10 protein-coding genes and 2 rRNA genes (1 of these 12 only partly in view) are annotated in these 13,875 nt (G+C 68.6%); 6 read left to right on the forward strand and 6 right to left on the reverse strand.

Annotated elements, in window-relative coordinates; translation table 11 throughout:
• From ACQPXG_RS06855 to ACQPXG_RS06865, 3 genes are all read left to right on the forward strand, one after another.
• Positions 1–3,055, forward strand: a 23S ribosomal RNA gene (locus ACQPXG_RS06855); it begins 60 nt to the left of the window's first position.
• A 153-nt stretch (positions 3,056–3,208) separates the two neighbouring features.
• A 5S ribosomal RNA gene (gene rrf / locus ACQPXG_RS06860) occupies positions 3,209–3,325 on the forward strand.
• Positions 3,326–3,391: 66 nt separating this feature from the next.
• Positions 3,392–4,327, forward strand: a complete 936-nt coding sequence (locus ACQPXG_RS06865; RefSeq protein ID WP_433466767.1) for a hypothetical protein — start codon at positions 3,392–3,394, stop codon at positions 4,325–4,327.
• Between the two features lie 26 nt (positions 4,328–4,353).
• On the opposite strand, the gene ACQPXG_RS06870 is transcribed toward ACQPXG_RS06865, so the two are convergent.
• The 4 genes from ACQPXG_RS06870 to ACQPXG_RS06885 all read right to left on the reverse strand — a co-directional run bounded on the left by ACQPXG_RS06870 (position 4,354) and on the right by ACQPXG_RS06885 (position 9,866).
• A complete protein-coding gene (locus ACQPXG_RS06870) occupies positions 4,354–6,006 on the reverse strand; it encodes a DNA repair helicase XPB (protein ID WP_433466768.1) in 1,653 nt (550 codons plus the stop codon).
• A 176-nt stretch (positions 6,007–6,182) separates the two neighbouring features.
• Entirely contained in the window at positions 6,183–6,653 is a 471-nt protein-coding gene (locus ACQPXG_RS06875; RefSeq protein WP_433466769.1) for a hypothetical protein, read from the reverse strand.
• Between the two features lie 141 nt (positions 6,654–6,794).
• On the reverse strand, positions 6,795–9,155 hold the full coding sequence (locus tag ACQPXG_RS06880; protein ID WP_433466770.1) for a helicase-associated domain-containing protein: 2,361 nt from the start codon (positions 9,153–9,155) through the stop codon (positions 6,795–6,797).
• Between the two features lie 93 nt (positions 9,156–9,248).
• Positions 9,249–9,866: a TetR/AcrR family transcriptional regulator gene (locus tag ACQPXG_RS06885; protein WP_433466771.1), complete on the reverse strand. Its 618-nt coding sequence runs from the start codon at positions 9,864–9,866 to the stop codon at positions 9,249–9,251.
• 169 nt (positions 9,867–10,035) lie between these two features.
• On the opposite strand from ACQPXG_RS06885, the gene ACQPXG_RS06890 reads away from it, so the two are divergent.
• Positions 10,036–10,518, forward strand: coding sequence for a GNAT family N-acetyltransferase (locus ACQPXG_RS06890; protein ID WP_433466772.1), 483 nt, complete (start codon positions 10,036–10,038; stop codon positions 10,516–10,518).
• Here ACQPXG_RS06890 and ACQPXG_RS06895 read toward each other — a convergent pair.
• Entirely contained in the window at positions 10,515–10,880 is a 366-nt protein-coding gene (locus ACQPXG_RS06895; RefSeq protein WP_433466773.1) for a hypothetical protein, read from the reverse strand. The genes ACQPXG_RS06890 and ACQPXG_RS06895 overlap by 4 nt on opposite strands.
• A 225-nt stretch (positions 10,881–11,105) precedes the next feature.
• On the opposite strand from ACQPXG_RS06895, the gene ACQPXG_RS06900 reads away from it, so the two are divergent.
• Together ACQPXG_RS06900 and ACQPXG_RS06905 are read left to right on the forward strand one after the other, a co-directional pair.
• A complete protein-coding gene (locus ACQPXG_RS06900; RefSeq protein ID WP_433466774.1) occupies positions 11,106–11,747 on the forward strand; it encodes an HAD family hydrolase in 642 nt (213 codons plus the stop codon).
• 158 nt (positions 11,748–11,905) lie between these two features.
• Positions 11,906–12,301 carry a cold-shock protein gene (locus tag ACQPXG_RS06905; protein ID WP_433466775.1) on the forward strand — a complete coding sequence of 132 codons (396 nt, stop codon included), beginning with the start codon at positions 11,906–11,908 and terminating at the stop codon, positions 12,299–12,301.
• 15 nt (positions 12,302–12,316) lie between these two features.
• Here ACQPXG_RS06905 and ACQPXG_RS06910 read toward each other — a convergent pair whose 3' ends face one another.
• Positions 12,317–13,714 carry an MFS transporter gene (locus ACQPXG_RS06910; RefSeq protein WP_433466776.1) on the reverse strand — a complete coding sequence of 466 codons (1,398 nt, stop codon included), beginning with the start codon at positions 13,712–13,714 and terminating at the stop codon, positions 12,317–12,319.
• Positions 13,715–13,875 lie beyond the last annotated feature (161 nt).

Consider the following 13,875-nt stretch of genomic DNA (forward strand, 5'->3'; position numbering starts at 1 on the left):
GGAGCCTGCGATATGCCTCGGGGAGTCGGCAACCAGACTTTGATCCGGGGATTTCCGAATGGGGAAACCTGGCACTCGTCATGGGGTGTCGCCGCCTGCTGAATGTATAGGCAGGTTGGTGGGAACGCGGGGAAGTGAAACATCTCAGTACCCGCAGGAAGAGAAAACAATTGTGATTCCGTGAGTAGTGGTGAGCGAAAGCGGAGGAGCCTAAACCGTGCGCGTGTGATAGCCGGCAGGCGTTGCGTGTGCGGGGTTGTGGGACCATCTGGTCGTCTCTGCCGGGACGGCAAGGAGTTATAAACTGCTCGGATAGTTGAACGGCTTGGGATGGCCGACCGTAGACGGTGAGAGTCCGGTAGACGAAATTCGAGTGGCTTCTGGGTGTGTTCCCGAGTAGCACGGGGCCCGTGAAATCCCGTGTGAATCTGCCACGACCACGTGGTAAGGCTGAATACTTCCTGGTGACCGATAGCGGACTAGTACCGTGAGGGAAAGGTGAAAAGTGCCCCGGTGAGGGGTCGTGAAATAGTACCTGAAACCGTGTGCCTACAAGCCGTCAGAGCGTCCTCGAGGGGAACTTGTTTCTCTTGTTCGTGATGGCGTGCCTTTTGAAGAATGAGCCTGCGAGTTATGGTGTGTGGCGAGGTTAACCGGTGGCGGGTAGCCGTAGCGAAAGCGAGTCTGAATAGGGCGTTTTAGTCGCATGCTGTAGACCCGAAGCGGGGTGATCTAGCCATGGGCAGGGTGAAGCGCCGGTAAGACGGTGTGGAGGCCCGAACCCACCAGGGTTGAAAACCTGGGGGATGACCTGTGGTTAGGGGTGAAAGGCCAATCAAACTCCGTGATAGCTGGTTCTCCCCGAAATGCATTTAGGTGCAGCGTTGCGTGTTTCTTGCCGGAGGTAGAGCTACTGGATGGCTGATGGGCCCTACAAGGTTACTGACGTCAGCCAAACTCCGAATGCCGGTAAGTGAGAGCGTGGCAGTGAGACTGCGGGGGATAAGCTTCGTAGTCGAGAGGGAAACAGCCCAGATCATCGGTTAAGGCCCCTAAGCGTGTGCTAAGTGGGAAAGGATGTGGAGTTGCTGTGACAACCAGGAGGTTGGCTTAGAAGCAGCCATCCTTGAAAGAGTGCGTAATAGCTCACTGGTCAAGTGATTCCGCGCCGACAATGTAGCGGGGCTCAAGCACACCGCCGAAGCCGTGGCATTGCATCCTTTTGGGTGTGATGGGTAGGGGAGCGTCCTGCGTCCGGTGAAGCCTCGGGGTGACCCAGGGGTGGAGGGTGTGGGAGTGAGAATGCAGGCATGAGTAGCGAATCACACGTGAGAAACGTGTGCGCCGGATGACCAAGGGTTCCTGGGGCAGGCTAATCCGCCCAGGGTAAGTCGGGACCTAAGGCGAGGCCGACAGGCGTAGTCGATGGACAACGGGTTGATATTCCCGTACCCGCTGGTATGCGCCAACGCTGAACCCTCTGATGCTAAGACCCCGAATCCCGGGTTGAGCCTTCGGGCTTGTCCTGGGCCTAGCGGTCGGCCCGAGGGGGTAGTAGGTGAGTGATGGGGTGACGCAGGAGGGTAGCTCAGCCCAGGCGATGGTTGTCCTGGGGTAAGCATGTAGCCCGGTGTGCAGGTAAATCCGTGCACCGTTTAAGGGTGAGATGTGATGCCGAGCCGTTTTAGGTGAAGTGAGTGATCCCATGCTGTCGAGAAAAGCCTCTAGCGAGTGTATCGGCGGCCCGTACCCTAAACCGACTCAGGTGGTCAGGTAGAGAATACCAAGGCGATCGGGTGAACTGTGGTTAAGGAACTCGGCAAATTGCCCCCGTAACTTTGGGAGAAGGGGGACCACGCTTGGTGAACCGTCTTGCACGGGGAGCTGGGTGGGGTCGCAGAGGCCAGGGGGAAGCGACTGTTTACTAAAAACACAGGTCCGTGCGAAGTCGTAAGACGCTGTATACGGACTGACGCCTGCCCGGTGCCGGAACGTTAAGAGGACCGGTTAGACGCTTTCGGGTGTCGAAGCTGAGAATCTAAGCGCCGGTAAACGGCGGTGGTAACTATAACCATCCTAAGGTAGCGAAATTCCTTGTCGGGTAAGTTCCGACCTGCACGAATGGCGTAACGACTTCCCCGCTGTCTCAACCACAGGCCCGGCGAAATTGCAGTACGAGTAAAGATGCTCGTTTCGCGCAGCAGGACGGAAAGACCCCGGGACCTTCACTACAGCTTGGCATTGGCGCCTGAAGCGTCTTGTGTAGGATAGGTGGGAGACTGTGAAGCCCAGACGCCAGTTTGGGTGGAGTCATTGGTGAAATACCACTCTGGTCGTTTTGAGCGTCTAACCCGCACCCGTGTATCCGGGTGGGGGACAGTGCCTGGTGGGTAGTTTAACTGGGGCGGTTGCCTCCCAAAGAGTAACGGAGGCGCCCAAAGGTTCCCTCAGCCTGGTTGGCAATCAGGTGGCGAGTGCAAGGGCACAAGGGAGCTTGACTGTGAGACGGACGTGTCGAGCAGGTGCGAAAGCAGGGCCTAGTGATCCGGCACCTACGTGTGGAAGTGGTGTCGCTCAACGGCTAAAAGGTACCCCGGGGATAACAGGCTGATCTTCCCCAAGAGTCCATATCGACGGGATGGTTTGGCACCTCGATGTCGGCTCGTCGCATCCTGGGGCTGGAGTAGGTCCCAAGGGTTGGGCTGTTCGCCCATTAAAGCGGCACGCGAGCTGGGTTTAGAACGTCGCGAGACAGTTCGGTCCCTATCCGCTGTGCGCGTAGGAGAATTGAGAGGGTCTGTCCCTAGTACGAGAGGACCGGGACGGACGAACCTCTGGTGTGCCAGTTGTCCCGCCAGGGGCACGGCTGGTTGGCTACGTTCGGTCGGGATAACCGCTGAAAGCATCTAAGCGGGAAGCCTTCCTCGAGATGAGTTCTCCCACCCCCTTTGTGGGGTGTAAGGCCCCCGGTAGACGACCGGGTTGATAGGCTGGAGATGGAAGCACGGTGACGTGTGGAGTCGACCGGTACTAATAGGCCGAGTGGCTTGAACACACTGAACGTTCAAAGCATCTCGCTGCGAGACGATGTTCGCGTCCCTGTGTGGTTCCCAGGAAACAACCGGGAACCCGCACAACATAATATCGAGCCTTGGTTGCTCGGACGAGTTCTTCCCGCACCCCTGCTGGGGGTGTTGGGGGTTGGTCGTTCGGTGGTTTTGGCGAGGGGGAAACACCCGGTCCCATCCCGAACCCGGAAGTTAAGCCCTTCAGCGCCGATGGTACTGCATGGGAGACTGTGTGGGAGAGTAGGACACCGCCGGACTCATATTATGGATAGGGCCCCGCCGACACGGCGGGGCCCTTCCTCGTTTTAGATACTCTTTCCGCCATGCAGCGGATCATCACTCGCCATCTGCAAGGCAGTGTGTGCGCCTACGAGCCGACCACGTCCCGGCCCGGAGAGCTTGATCCGGTGGCGAAGTTCCGGATCGCCTCCGACGACGAAGTACACGATCACGCGGTCACCGCTGAACTCCACAGAGCGTTGTATGCCACCAAACACGAAGTCGTCTGCATTGACCGGGCCGGCGCCGAGCTATGGCGCTATGAATTCGCCCCCAGGTCGAAGGAGAAGTACGGCCATTGGCCGAGTTGCGACTACTCCCTCGATGAATCTCTCGTCTGGGTCTACCGCCCGGATGCCATGGCCGGCCGCGGCAACCCCGACATGTGGGTCGTCCTGGACGCCGGCTCAGGGAGTGTCGTAGCCCAAGCCGAGCTGGAGACCGCCGGACACGGCGCCACAAGCCTCAGGCATCCCAGCGGCTCCCACTTCATGCTTTCGGTCGGCGAAGGCCAGGACGGCTGCGTCGTCTACCGCGGTGCCCTCTCGGACGGCGCACTCGTTCTCGACCGGTATCCATGGGCCGACCGCTGTCCGATCGACATTTCGCCGGATGGTCGCCGCTTCATGAGCGTCGACCATGGCCAGTCCGACGTCCAGTTTCATGACCACCCCGGCGGCGAGGTCGTGCTGACCCTCCCCATCGAAGTCTTCGGGCACGGGCCTGAGGATGCCTGCGTCGAATGGAGCGGCGGCTACCTGGACCCCGATACGGCGATCGTCACGGTCGGGGGCGAGACGGAAGACGAAGAGGAGTGGCACCAGCACTACCTGGTGGATCTGCGGACGGGTGGTGTTCAGGACAGCCTCGATGCCCATTCCCGCAACGCTTACGACTTCGAGCCACTGGGCGACGGCAGCTGGCTGACCTCGACCCCCGACGGTCGGCCGATTCTCTGGCGGCACGCGAAGCCCGATTAGCCCGGGAGCGCCCTCGGGTCATCGCGTCAGAAATCGTCTCCGGCCAGGACGGTGTCGGCGTCGACGATGCGGTAGGCGTACCCTTGCTCGGCCAGGAACCGCTGCCGGTGGGCGGCATAGTCCTGGTCCAGGGTGTCGCGGGCGACGACGGCGTAGAACCGGGCCCCGGCCCCGGACGCCTTGGGCCGCAGCAGACGTCCCAGCCGTTGCGCTTCCTCCTGCCGTGACCCGAAGGCCCCCGACACCTGGACGGCGACAGAGGCTTCAGGCAGGTCGATGGAGAAGTTCGCCACCTTGGACACGACCAGGACGTCGATCTCACGTGCGCGGAACGCGTCGAACAAGCGCTCCCGTTCACGCACACGCGTCTCGCCCTTGATGACGGGAGCGTCCAACAGCGACCCGAGCTCGTCCAACTGGTCGATGTACTGGCCGATGACCAGTGTCTGCTCTCCCCGGTGCCGGTCCACCAGTGCCTGGATGAGCTTGGTCTTGGTATCCGTCGTGGCGCAGAAGCGGTAACGCTCTTCAGGTTCGGCGGTCGCGTAGGCGAGACGTTCGGCGTCGGTGAGGGTGACGCGGACCTCGACGCAGTCGGCGGGCGCGATCCAGCCCTGCGCCTCCATGTCCTTCCAGGGCGCGTCGTAGCGCTTCGGCCCGATCAGCGAGAACACGTCGCCTTCGCGGCCGTCCTCCCGGACGAGGGTGGCGGTGAGGCCGAGACGGCGGCGGGCCTGCAGGTCGGCGGTCATCCGGAAGATCGGCGCGGGCAGCAGGTGGACTTCGTCGTAGACGACGAGCCCCCAGTCGCGGGCGTCGAAGAGCTCCAGGTGGGCGTAGGCGCCCTTCCGGCGCGTCGTCATGATCTGGTAGGTGGCGATGGTGACCGGCCGGATCTCCTTCTTCGTGCCGGTGTACTCGCCGATCTCGTCCTCGGTGAGGGACGTGCGCCGCAGAAGCTCCTGCTTCCACTGGTGCGCCGAGACGGTGTTGGTGACGAGGATCAGCGTGGTCGCCTGGGCGCGGGCCATGGCGGCGGCGCCCACGATGGTCTTGCCGGCGCCGCAGGGCAGGACGACGACGCCCGACCCGCCGTGCCAGAACGCCGTGGTGGCGTCCCGCTGGTAGGAGCGGAGCTCCCAGCCGTCCTCGACGAGGGAGATGGCGTGAGCCTCGCCGTCCACGTAGCCGGCGAGGTCCTCGGCGGGCCAGCCGAGCTTGAGCAGGGCCTGCTTGAGTGCGCCGCGTTCGCTCGGGTGGACGGCGACGGCGTCCTCGCCGACCCGGTCTCCGAGCATGCCCTTGATCTTCTTGGCCCGCAGCACCTCCTCCAGCACCGAGCGGTCGGAGGACGACAGGAGGAGCCCGTGCGCGGGGTCCTTCTCCAGCCGCAGCCGCCCGTACCGCGCCATCGTGTCGGCGACGTCCACGAGCAGCGCGTGCGGGACGGGGTACCGCGAGTACCGGATCAGCGTGTCGACGACCTGCTCGGCGTCGTGCCCGGCGGCACGCGCGTTCCACAGGGCGAGCGGCGTCACACGGTAGGTGTGCATGTGCTCGGGGGCCCGTTCGAGCTCGGCGAACGGCGCGATGTCCTTGCGGCAGGCGTCGGCCAGTTCGTGGTCGACCTCCAGCAGCAGCGTCTTGTCGGACTGGACGATGAGCGGACCGTCGGTCAAAGCAGGAGCCCCCGTCGGATTTCGGTGATCGATGCCTCGTCCGGACGCCGGGGCACCGCTGCCGCACGCTACCCGAGCCGCGACGCCACGTCGCGCGTTCCATGCCGGATCGCAGGGTTCAACGCCCCGTCCGGCGTCTTTATTGCGCCGGTCTTCCTAGCGCCGGCGCCCGCCGGTCAGATGCCGTCGGACGAGCTGTAGTCCGGGTCGGACGCCGTGACGCCGATGATGATGTAGATGATCAGGACGATGATCGCGATGAACACGGACGCGGCGAAGAGCGACCAGCTCCAGATCGTCAGCCTCCGGGCGGACGGCGGGTCGGTCTGGGTGCGGCCGAGGGCGACCGCGGCGGTGATGACGCCGGGAATGGCGACGATGTTGCAGCAGAGCAGGATCGCGACGGCGTTGCAGACGAGGGCGGCGATGGTGGAGCCGTTGCTCGGGGCCCCGTACGGGACGCCCGGGGGCCCGTAGCCGTATCCCGGCTGGCCGTAACCCGGCTGGCCGTATCCGGGCTGGCCGTATCCGGGCTGGCTGTAGCCGTACCCCTGCCCCTGCCCGTACGTGCCGCCAGAGTCCCAGCCCTGCGATCCGCCATAGGGGTCGTCCCAGCCCGACGGCGGACGCCCTCCGTACCCGCTCATCGGGAGCCTCCTCACACCACTCGCCCGGACACGCTATCGGTCCGATGGGTCACAGGTTGGACCGTATGCGACGTTCGCCGGTTCCCGCCGTTTCTCGCGTCCGTTTCCGGACACCGGGCACCGGCCCCCGCACCGGAGCGGTTATGAGGCGTCGTCGAGTTCGGAGACGCCGGTGATGCGGTGCAGGGCGAACCGGTGCACGGCGGCGCGGGTGGCGTCGTAGCCGGTGAGGAAGCCGCCCTCGACGCGGACCGGCTCGACGATGCGGCTGGACGCCTGGCCCTGCTGGTCGAGGTAGCCGATCCAGACGCGTCCGCCGCGCTCGACGGCGGCGCGGAGCCGCTCGATGGTGGCCATCGCGGGGGAGCGGGGCGGCTCGCCGGACGGGGCCTGCCGGGCGTGCTCGGCGCCGTGCAGGGCGGCCTCGTCCCCGGCGCGCAGCGCCCGCACCGCAGCGGTGATCATCGAGGCGTCGCTGCGGGTGTCGGGGCGCAGCCGGACGATCTCGGCGGTCGGCGGCGGCTCGGCGCGCTGCGCGTCCGGCCGGGTCACGATCACGCCGCCGCCGGGCGCCTCGGCGACCGGGGCGAGGCCCATGGCGCGCAGCCCGTCGAGCAGGTCGGTGCGCTGCAGCCCGGACGCGAGGACGGTCGGGGCGAGGCGGTGCAGGCGCAGCGGGCCGGCGCGGCGGTCGGCGAGGATCTCGTCGAGGGTGGCGGGCGAGTCGGTCCGCACGTAGGACGAGAGCACGCCGACGCGCAGGTGCCCGTGCCGGCGGGCCACGTCGTCGATCAGATAGCCGAGCGGCTGCGGGAGCGGGGTCGCCGAATGCCTGGTGAGGAGGTCGGTGACGTCGGCGGCGGTCCGTCCGGCGTCCAGGGCCCGGCGGATCGACTCGGGGGTGAAGCGGTACACGGTGGCGCCGCCGGTGGACTCGACGTCGGCGGCGAGCGCGAGCTCCCGGGCGAGGTCGGTGACCAGCGGGCCGGGCGCGATCGCGGTCAGGTCGGCCTGGATGACGATCTGGTCGACGGGCGCGGGGAGGTACTTCTCCAGCCCCGGTTCGGGGTCGTCGCCGGCGAGCAGCTCGCGGGCGAAGGGGGCCAGCTCACCGAAGCCGGTGAGGCCGAGGACGGCGGCCTCGCGGAGCGTCCAGCCGAGGAGCCGGTCGCGGGTCGGGCCGCCGCGGCGGGGCCGCAGCCACGCGAGCCGGGTGCGGAGCGCGTCCTCGTCGACGACGACGCCGCGACCCGCGCCCGCGAGGACGTCCAGGATCGCCCGGCGGGTGGACGGCGCGCTGCTGCGCACCATCGCCTCGCTGAGCGCGTTGATGAGCCGGTCGCGGTCGTCGCGTTCCCCGGCGAGGCCGGCGGCGCGGTCGGACTTCAGCCAGCCGCGCGCCAGTTCCGTCCAGCGGCCGGCGGTGTCGCGCATCAGCCACAGGTCGTAGGCGGGGGTGGGCAGCCATTCGCCGTCGAGGTCGCCGCTGCGGGTCAGCAGGCCCGCGGCGCACGCGACCTCGACGAGGAGCGCCGCCTTCCATTCCGGGACGTCCAGGAGCACCGCGGCGGCGCGCAGGTCGCGGACGGCGAGGCCGCCGCTGCGCAGCACGGGAGGCGGATCCAGGCCCCAGCGTTCCAGCAGTTCCTCGGTGAGCCTGACGGCGTTGAACGCCTCGCCGGCGGCGGCGCGGACCAGGACGTCCTCCCGGCGCGGCTCCGTGGCCGAGGTGAGCGGGGGCGGCTCCGCCGGGACGTCGCGGAACAGCCGGCCGCCGCGCAGATGCAGCGCGACCTCCCGGGGCAGCGTGACCGTGCGGTCGTCTTCGGCGGCGAGCAGGCCGCGCGCGAGCAGCCGCTCGATCGGGGTGGTCGCGGTGTCGGTCCGCACGGGCCGGCGCGCGTCGGCGACCCGTCCGACCGGCGGGCCCCAGGCGAGCTGGTCGAGGGCGGCGCGGGCGTCGGGTCCGGCGTCGTCGATCAGGGCGCCGGGGTCGGCGAGCAGCTCGGTGAGCCGGCCCAGGAGCCGTGCGGCGTCGGCGAACCCGCGCGGCTCCTCGCCGTCCAGGTCGGTGATCAGATCGGTGAGCCGCTCGGTGGAGTAGCCCGCGAAGACCTCCCGGACGGGCGGTCCGAGCCCCGCCGGGTGCGGCAGGGCCTGCCGGACGCCGGGTGCCGTGTTCGGCGTGTCGTCCCCCCAGGCCAGCCCGTACCGGCGGAGCGTGCCGAGCGCGTCGGCGGCCTGGCCGGGTGCGGCGTCGAGGGTGGCGGCCAGCGCGTCCGGCCCGGCCGGTGCGGGCAGGACGAGGAGCGCCTCCAGGACGGCGAGCGTGAAACGGTCCAGGCGGTCGAGCGCCCGGGACACCGCGGCGGGCGTCGCGGCACGGGCGGCGAGGGCGGTCAGGTCGGCGGGAACGGGGGCGAGCAGCTCGGGACGCGCGGACAGCAGCGCGCGAAGCTCGTCATCGCCTCGCGCGCGCAGCCAGTCCGCATACGTTTCCATCAGTTCCCCAACTTTATGTGGCGTGCACGCCGCGGGTGCGCAGGCCCTCAAGAGTAGAAGCCCGCGCGCGACGGGGAACAGGGATGGCGCAGGTCAGGTGGCGGGAGTGCGTTCCAGGTGCACCAGCCCGAGCCCGAGGCGCGCCCAGCTCTCCACGAACCGCTTCTCGTCGATGCGGGTCGGCGGCTCGTACATCGATTCGTTCGCCAGCCAGTAGTTCACCACCGCGCCGCCGAGGATCGCCGCGACGGCCGGCCAGTCCTCGTCCACGCCCTCGAACTCCGGCTGGGCCGACAGCCAGGTCGCGATCCCGTCGTAGAGCGGGTTGACGATGCCCTCGCGCATCTCCGCGACGAGGTTCGGGAACTGGTCGAGGTCGCGGAACAGCACCCGGATGAGGTCCTGTTCCTCGCGCATCTTCGCGAGCCCGGCCTGGCACGTCATCCGCAGCCGGATCTCCAGCGGACGGCCCTCGAACGCGGTCGCCTGCACGAGCACGTCGCTGATCTGCCGGCGGGTCCGCTCGATGTGTTCGCGGATGGCGGAGGCGAGCACCTCCTCCTTCGACCGGAAGTGCCGGTAGAGACCGCCCGCGCCCGGCGACAGCCCGGCCGCCGCCTCGATCTCCGCGACGGACGTCGCCGCGTAGCCCCGCTCGGCGAACAACCGGAGCGACTCGGCCACGATGCGCTCGCGCGTAGATGTCGTCATGGTGATGAAATCCTCCGCAAGAACACTAAGGCATCTTCGACCGGCCGGGGCGCCGCGTGACGTCGCGGCGCGCCCGAATCCCCGATGCGGCTCGTACCGGGCCGGGGGCGACTAGAGTTCCTTCGTCCGCGCCCTATCGCCGGGAGGGGCGTTGTCGGAAAGGTCGGCGATGTTCAAGTCTCCGCGGAAGGCGGCCGACGGGGCCTTCCTGCCCGAGGACTTCGTGGTGCCCACCCTGGTGGCCGGGCCCGACTTCCAGATCCGCCCGATCACCGTGCACGACGTGGTCAAGGACTACGGCGCCGTGATGGGCAGCCTGGACCGGCTGGCCGGCCGGTTCGGGCCCGAGTGGGGCTGGCCCGACCGTGAGTTCACGTTCGAGCAGGCCCTGATCGACGTCGCGTGGCTGCAGAAGCAGGGGCAGCTGCGCCGCTCGTTCAGCTACGTCGTGATCACACCGGACGGGGAGCGGCAGCTCGGCCGCATCCATGTCGCCCCGTCCGACGAGGCCGGGGCGGACGCCGTCGTGGTCTTCTGGGTGCGTGCGGACGAGGAGAACTCCGCCCTGGACAAGGAGCTGGAGGAGTTCGTCCGCACGTGGGTCACCACGGCGTGGCCCTTCGACATGGTCCGTTTCCCCGGTCGCGACTAGCCCAGGCGGCGGACCAGGCCGACGAGGATGCGGCCGAACACCAGGTAGACGAGGGCGGCCAGGCCGTAGTTGACGGCGACCTCGACCTTGTGGTTCTCGGGCTGGAAGACGTCCTTGAACTGCCAGCACAGGTCGGTGGCCCGTTCGCCGAACCAGCGGACGAGGTCGTTGCCCGTGTTGGCCTCGAACGCCACGAACACGATGTGCACGGCCAGGACCAGCACGACGAGCGTGGTCACGACGGAGATCACCGTGGCGAGCAGGCCGACGGCTCGGCGGCGGGCCGTGGCGGCGCCGGCCGTGAGCCGCCGCGTGCGCGGGGCGCGGTGGTCACCGCCGGGCTCGGTCTGGGTCTCTGCCATCTGCGGCCTCCTTCACCGGGGGACTCCGGCGGCGCGGGCGGTGATCGTCCTTGGGGTGGGGGTGGTTTGTTCGGGTGCTGTGTTTTCCCTGGTCACCTGGTTTATGGCCGGGGGCCCGGGTATATCCGCAGCACGGTCCCGCGCTCTCCTACTCGGATCCCGTCGCATCGCCACTACCAGGAGAGCGCGGGTCCTCGCGTGTGTCCAGCCCCTTACCCTAGGGGGGTGCTCGACGTTGATCTCCCGAAATCTCCTGACATCGACTTCGCTGTCGGGTTCGACCTCGATCTGACCCTCGCCGACACCCGGGCCGGCATCAGCGCCGTCTACGCGTCCCTCGCCGCGGAGACGGGCGTCGCGATCGACACCGACCTGGTGGTGCGGCGCATCGGCCCTCCGCTGGAGGAGGAACTCGCGTACTGGTTCCCGCCGGACGAGGTGCCCGTGATGGCGGCGCGCTACCGGGCGATCTACGCCGACGTCGCGGTCCCGGCGACCCTCCCCATGCCGGGCGCCGTCGAAGCCCTCGACGCGGTACGGGCCAGGGGCGGGCGCGTGGTGGTCGTCTCGGGCAAGAACCAGGCCGACACCGAGCGCACCGTGCGGTTCCTCGGGCTGGAGGCCGACGCCGTGGTGGGAGGCCTGTTCGGCGCGGACAAGGGCGGCGCCCTGCGCGCGCACGGCGCCGGGGCGTACATCGGCGACCACACCGGCGACGTGGACGCCGCCCGGGCCGCGTCCGCGGTCGCGGTGGCCGTGGCGACCGGCTCGTACGACTCGGCGGCCCTCGCGGCCTACGGAGCGGACGTCGTCCTGCCGGACCTGCTGGCCTTCCCCGAATGGCTCGGCGAGTTCCGGACGGCCTGAACTGCGGGTCGATATTCGGATGCCATGCCGGGACGTCCGGGATAGCTTCTGAGGCGTTGCCCCACAGGCGTCGCGGGGGCACCCGGCGTGTTCACCGGCCCGCGGCGAGGCACTAATCTTGGGGTCGATTTCAGGACGATTACCGAACGAGGTCTCCGGTGCCGACTGGCAAGGTCAAGTGGTACGACTCCGACAAGGGGTTCGGCTTCCTCACCCGCGACGACGGCGGTGAGGTCTTCGTGCACTCGTCGGCGCTCCCTGGCGGGGTCACGACGCTGCGGCCGGGCCAGCGCATCGAGTTCGGCGTGGTCGAGGGACGCCGCGGCCAGCAGGCACTCCAGGTCCGGGTGCTGGAGACGCTGCCGTCGGTGGAGAAGACCATCGCCAAGCAGCGGCGCAAGAAGCCGGACGAGATGGTCGTCATCACCGAGGACCTGATCAAGCTGCTGGACGGGATCTCCAACACCTACCGGCGCGGCAAGCACCCCGCCCCGGCGGAGGCCAAGAAGATCGCCATCGTCCTGCGCGCCGTCGCCGACGACCTGTCCCCCTGACCGCCGGGACTCGCCTCAGGTGTGCATCTCGGGGCGGGCGTCCTTGATCGTGGTGGGGCGGCCGGGATGGTGCTCCCTGTGGTGCGTGCCGGCCTGACGGGACAGCAGGAGGCCGAAGGCGAGGGCCAGCGCCGCCGCCACGACAGCCAGCGCGACCCGTCCGTCCGCGACGATCGACATGCCCAGGCCGAGCAGTCCGCCGAGCACCCAGCTCAGCTGGTGCAGCGTCTCCGACACCGCGAAGGTGGACGAGCGCATCTCCTCGCCGATCTCGCGCTGCACGACCGCGTCCATGGACAGCTTGCCGAGCACCTGGCCGAGACCGGCCGCGGTCGCCACGGCGAGGGCCGCCCAGAGCCCGAAGAACGCGGCGCCGGCGGCGGTCACGACGGTCACGGACGCCAGCGTCGCCGACACGATGAACCGGGGCGCCCGCGCCTTCATCCAGGCGCCCAGCGCCGTGCCGATCAGCCCGCCCGCCCCCGCGCACGCCGCCAGCAGGCCGAGCGCGACGTGGTGCGACACCGGGTCGAACCGTTCCTGCCGCAGCAGGAACGCCAGGTAGATGATCAGGAAGCCGGAGAACGCGCGGAGCGCCGCGTTCGCCTGCATCGCCTCCGCGACGACCGGTCCGACGCGCGGCAGGGCCCGCCACAGCCGGCGGGGTCTCCCGGAGGTGTCCGCCGCCGGTTCCGCTTCCGGGACGTCCACGTGCCGGGGGAGGCGCATGGTGAACACGACGCCCAGCAGGAACACGACCGTGCCGATGCGCAGCACCCAGCCGGCCCCGATCAGGACGGCGAGACCGGCCCCGATCGGCGCGGTGATCGACGCGGCGATCAGCCCGGCGAACGACGAGCGCGCGTTCGCCGTCACCAGCGTGATCTCGTCCGGCAGGACGCGCGGGGTGACCGCCGCCCGCAGCACCCCGAACGCCTTCGACAGCACGAGCACCCCGAACGCGGCCGGCAGGAACGTGACCTGGTCGCCGTGCGGGAGCGCGCTCGCCATCGCCCAGCACAGCAGCGCCCGCATCACGAACGTGCTCGCGATCGCGTACCGGCGGACGTGCCGGGCGCGGTCCAGCGCCGGGCCGATCAGCGGCGCCACGAGCGCGAACGGCGCCATCGTGGCGACGAGGTAGAGGGCGACCTGGCCGCGCGCCTGGTTGACGTCCAGGCCGAAGAACAGGGTTCCCGCCAGGGCGACCGTGACCAGGGCGTCCCCGGCGGAGTTGAACGCCGACGACTCGATCAGGCTGCCGAGCCCGCTGCGCCCGGCGCCCTGCGCGTGCGTGACGCGGCGGGTGAGCCGTCCCGTCCCCAGCACGGCCGAGCGGGCGCCGCGGCACGCCCGCGCCGCACCACCGGCGACGGCGCGTACGGACCGACCCGCCCGTGTGCGGTCTCCCATGCGCGCTGATCTCTCCCCTGCGGTCGTCCCGGCTCTTCGTCGAGGCACGGACCTTGGAGTGGCTCAATTGAGAGTACGTTCCCCGCTGGGATGCGGGCTCACCTCACCGACGCCCCGGGCTCGTGTCCGGCCACGTGCTCGCATGGGCGAGAATTGACCTG

The sequence above is a fragment of the Spirillospora sp. CA-128828 genome (assembly GCF_050945415.1).
In the GTDB taxonomy this organism is placed as follows: Bacteria; Actinomycetota; Actinomycetes; order Streptosporangiales; family Streptosporangiaceae; genus Spirillospora.

What these genes read in the sequence shown, in the direction of transcription:
- ACQPXG_RS06880 (WP_433466770.1), bottom strand. Translation starts at nt 9,155, where the DNA reads ATGGAAACGTATGCGGACTGGCTGCGCGCGCGAGGCGATGACGAGCTT.
- ACQPXG_RS06875 (WP_433466769.1), bottom strand. Translation starts at nt 6,653, where the DNA reads ATGAGCGGGTACGGAGGGCGTCCGCCGTCGGGCTGGGACGACCCCTAT.
- ACQPXG_RS06890 (WP_433466772.1), top strand. Translation starts at nt 10,036, where the DNA reads ATGTTCAAGTCTCCGCGGAAGGCGGCCGACGGGGCCTTCCTGCCCGAG.
- ACQPXG_RS06895 (WP_433466773.1), bottom strand. Translation starts at nt 10,880, where the DNA reads ATGGCAGAGACCCAGACCGAGCCCGGCGGTGACCACCGCGCCCCGCGC.
- ACQPXG_RS06910 (WP_433466776.1), bottom strand. Translation starts at nt 13,714, where the DNA reads ATGGGAGACCGCACACGGGCGGGTCGGTCCGTACGCGCCGTCGCCGGT.
- ACQPXG_RS06885 (WP_433466771.1), bottom strand. Translation starts at nt 9,866, where the DNA reads ATGACGACATCTACGCGCGAGCGCATCGTGGCCGAGTCGCTCCGGTTG.
- ACQPXG_RS06865 (WP_433466767.1), top strand. Translation starts at nt 3,392, where the DNA reads ATGCAGCGGATCATCACTCGCCATCTGCAAGGCAGTGTGTGCGCCTAC.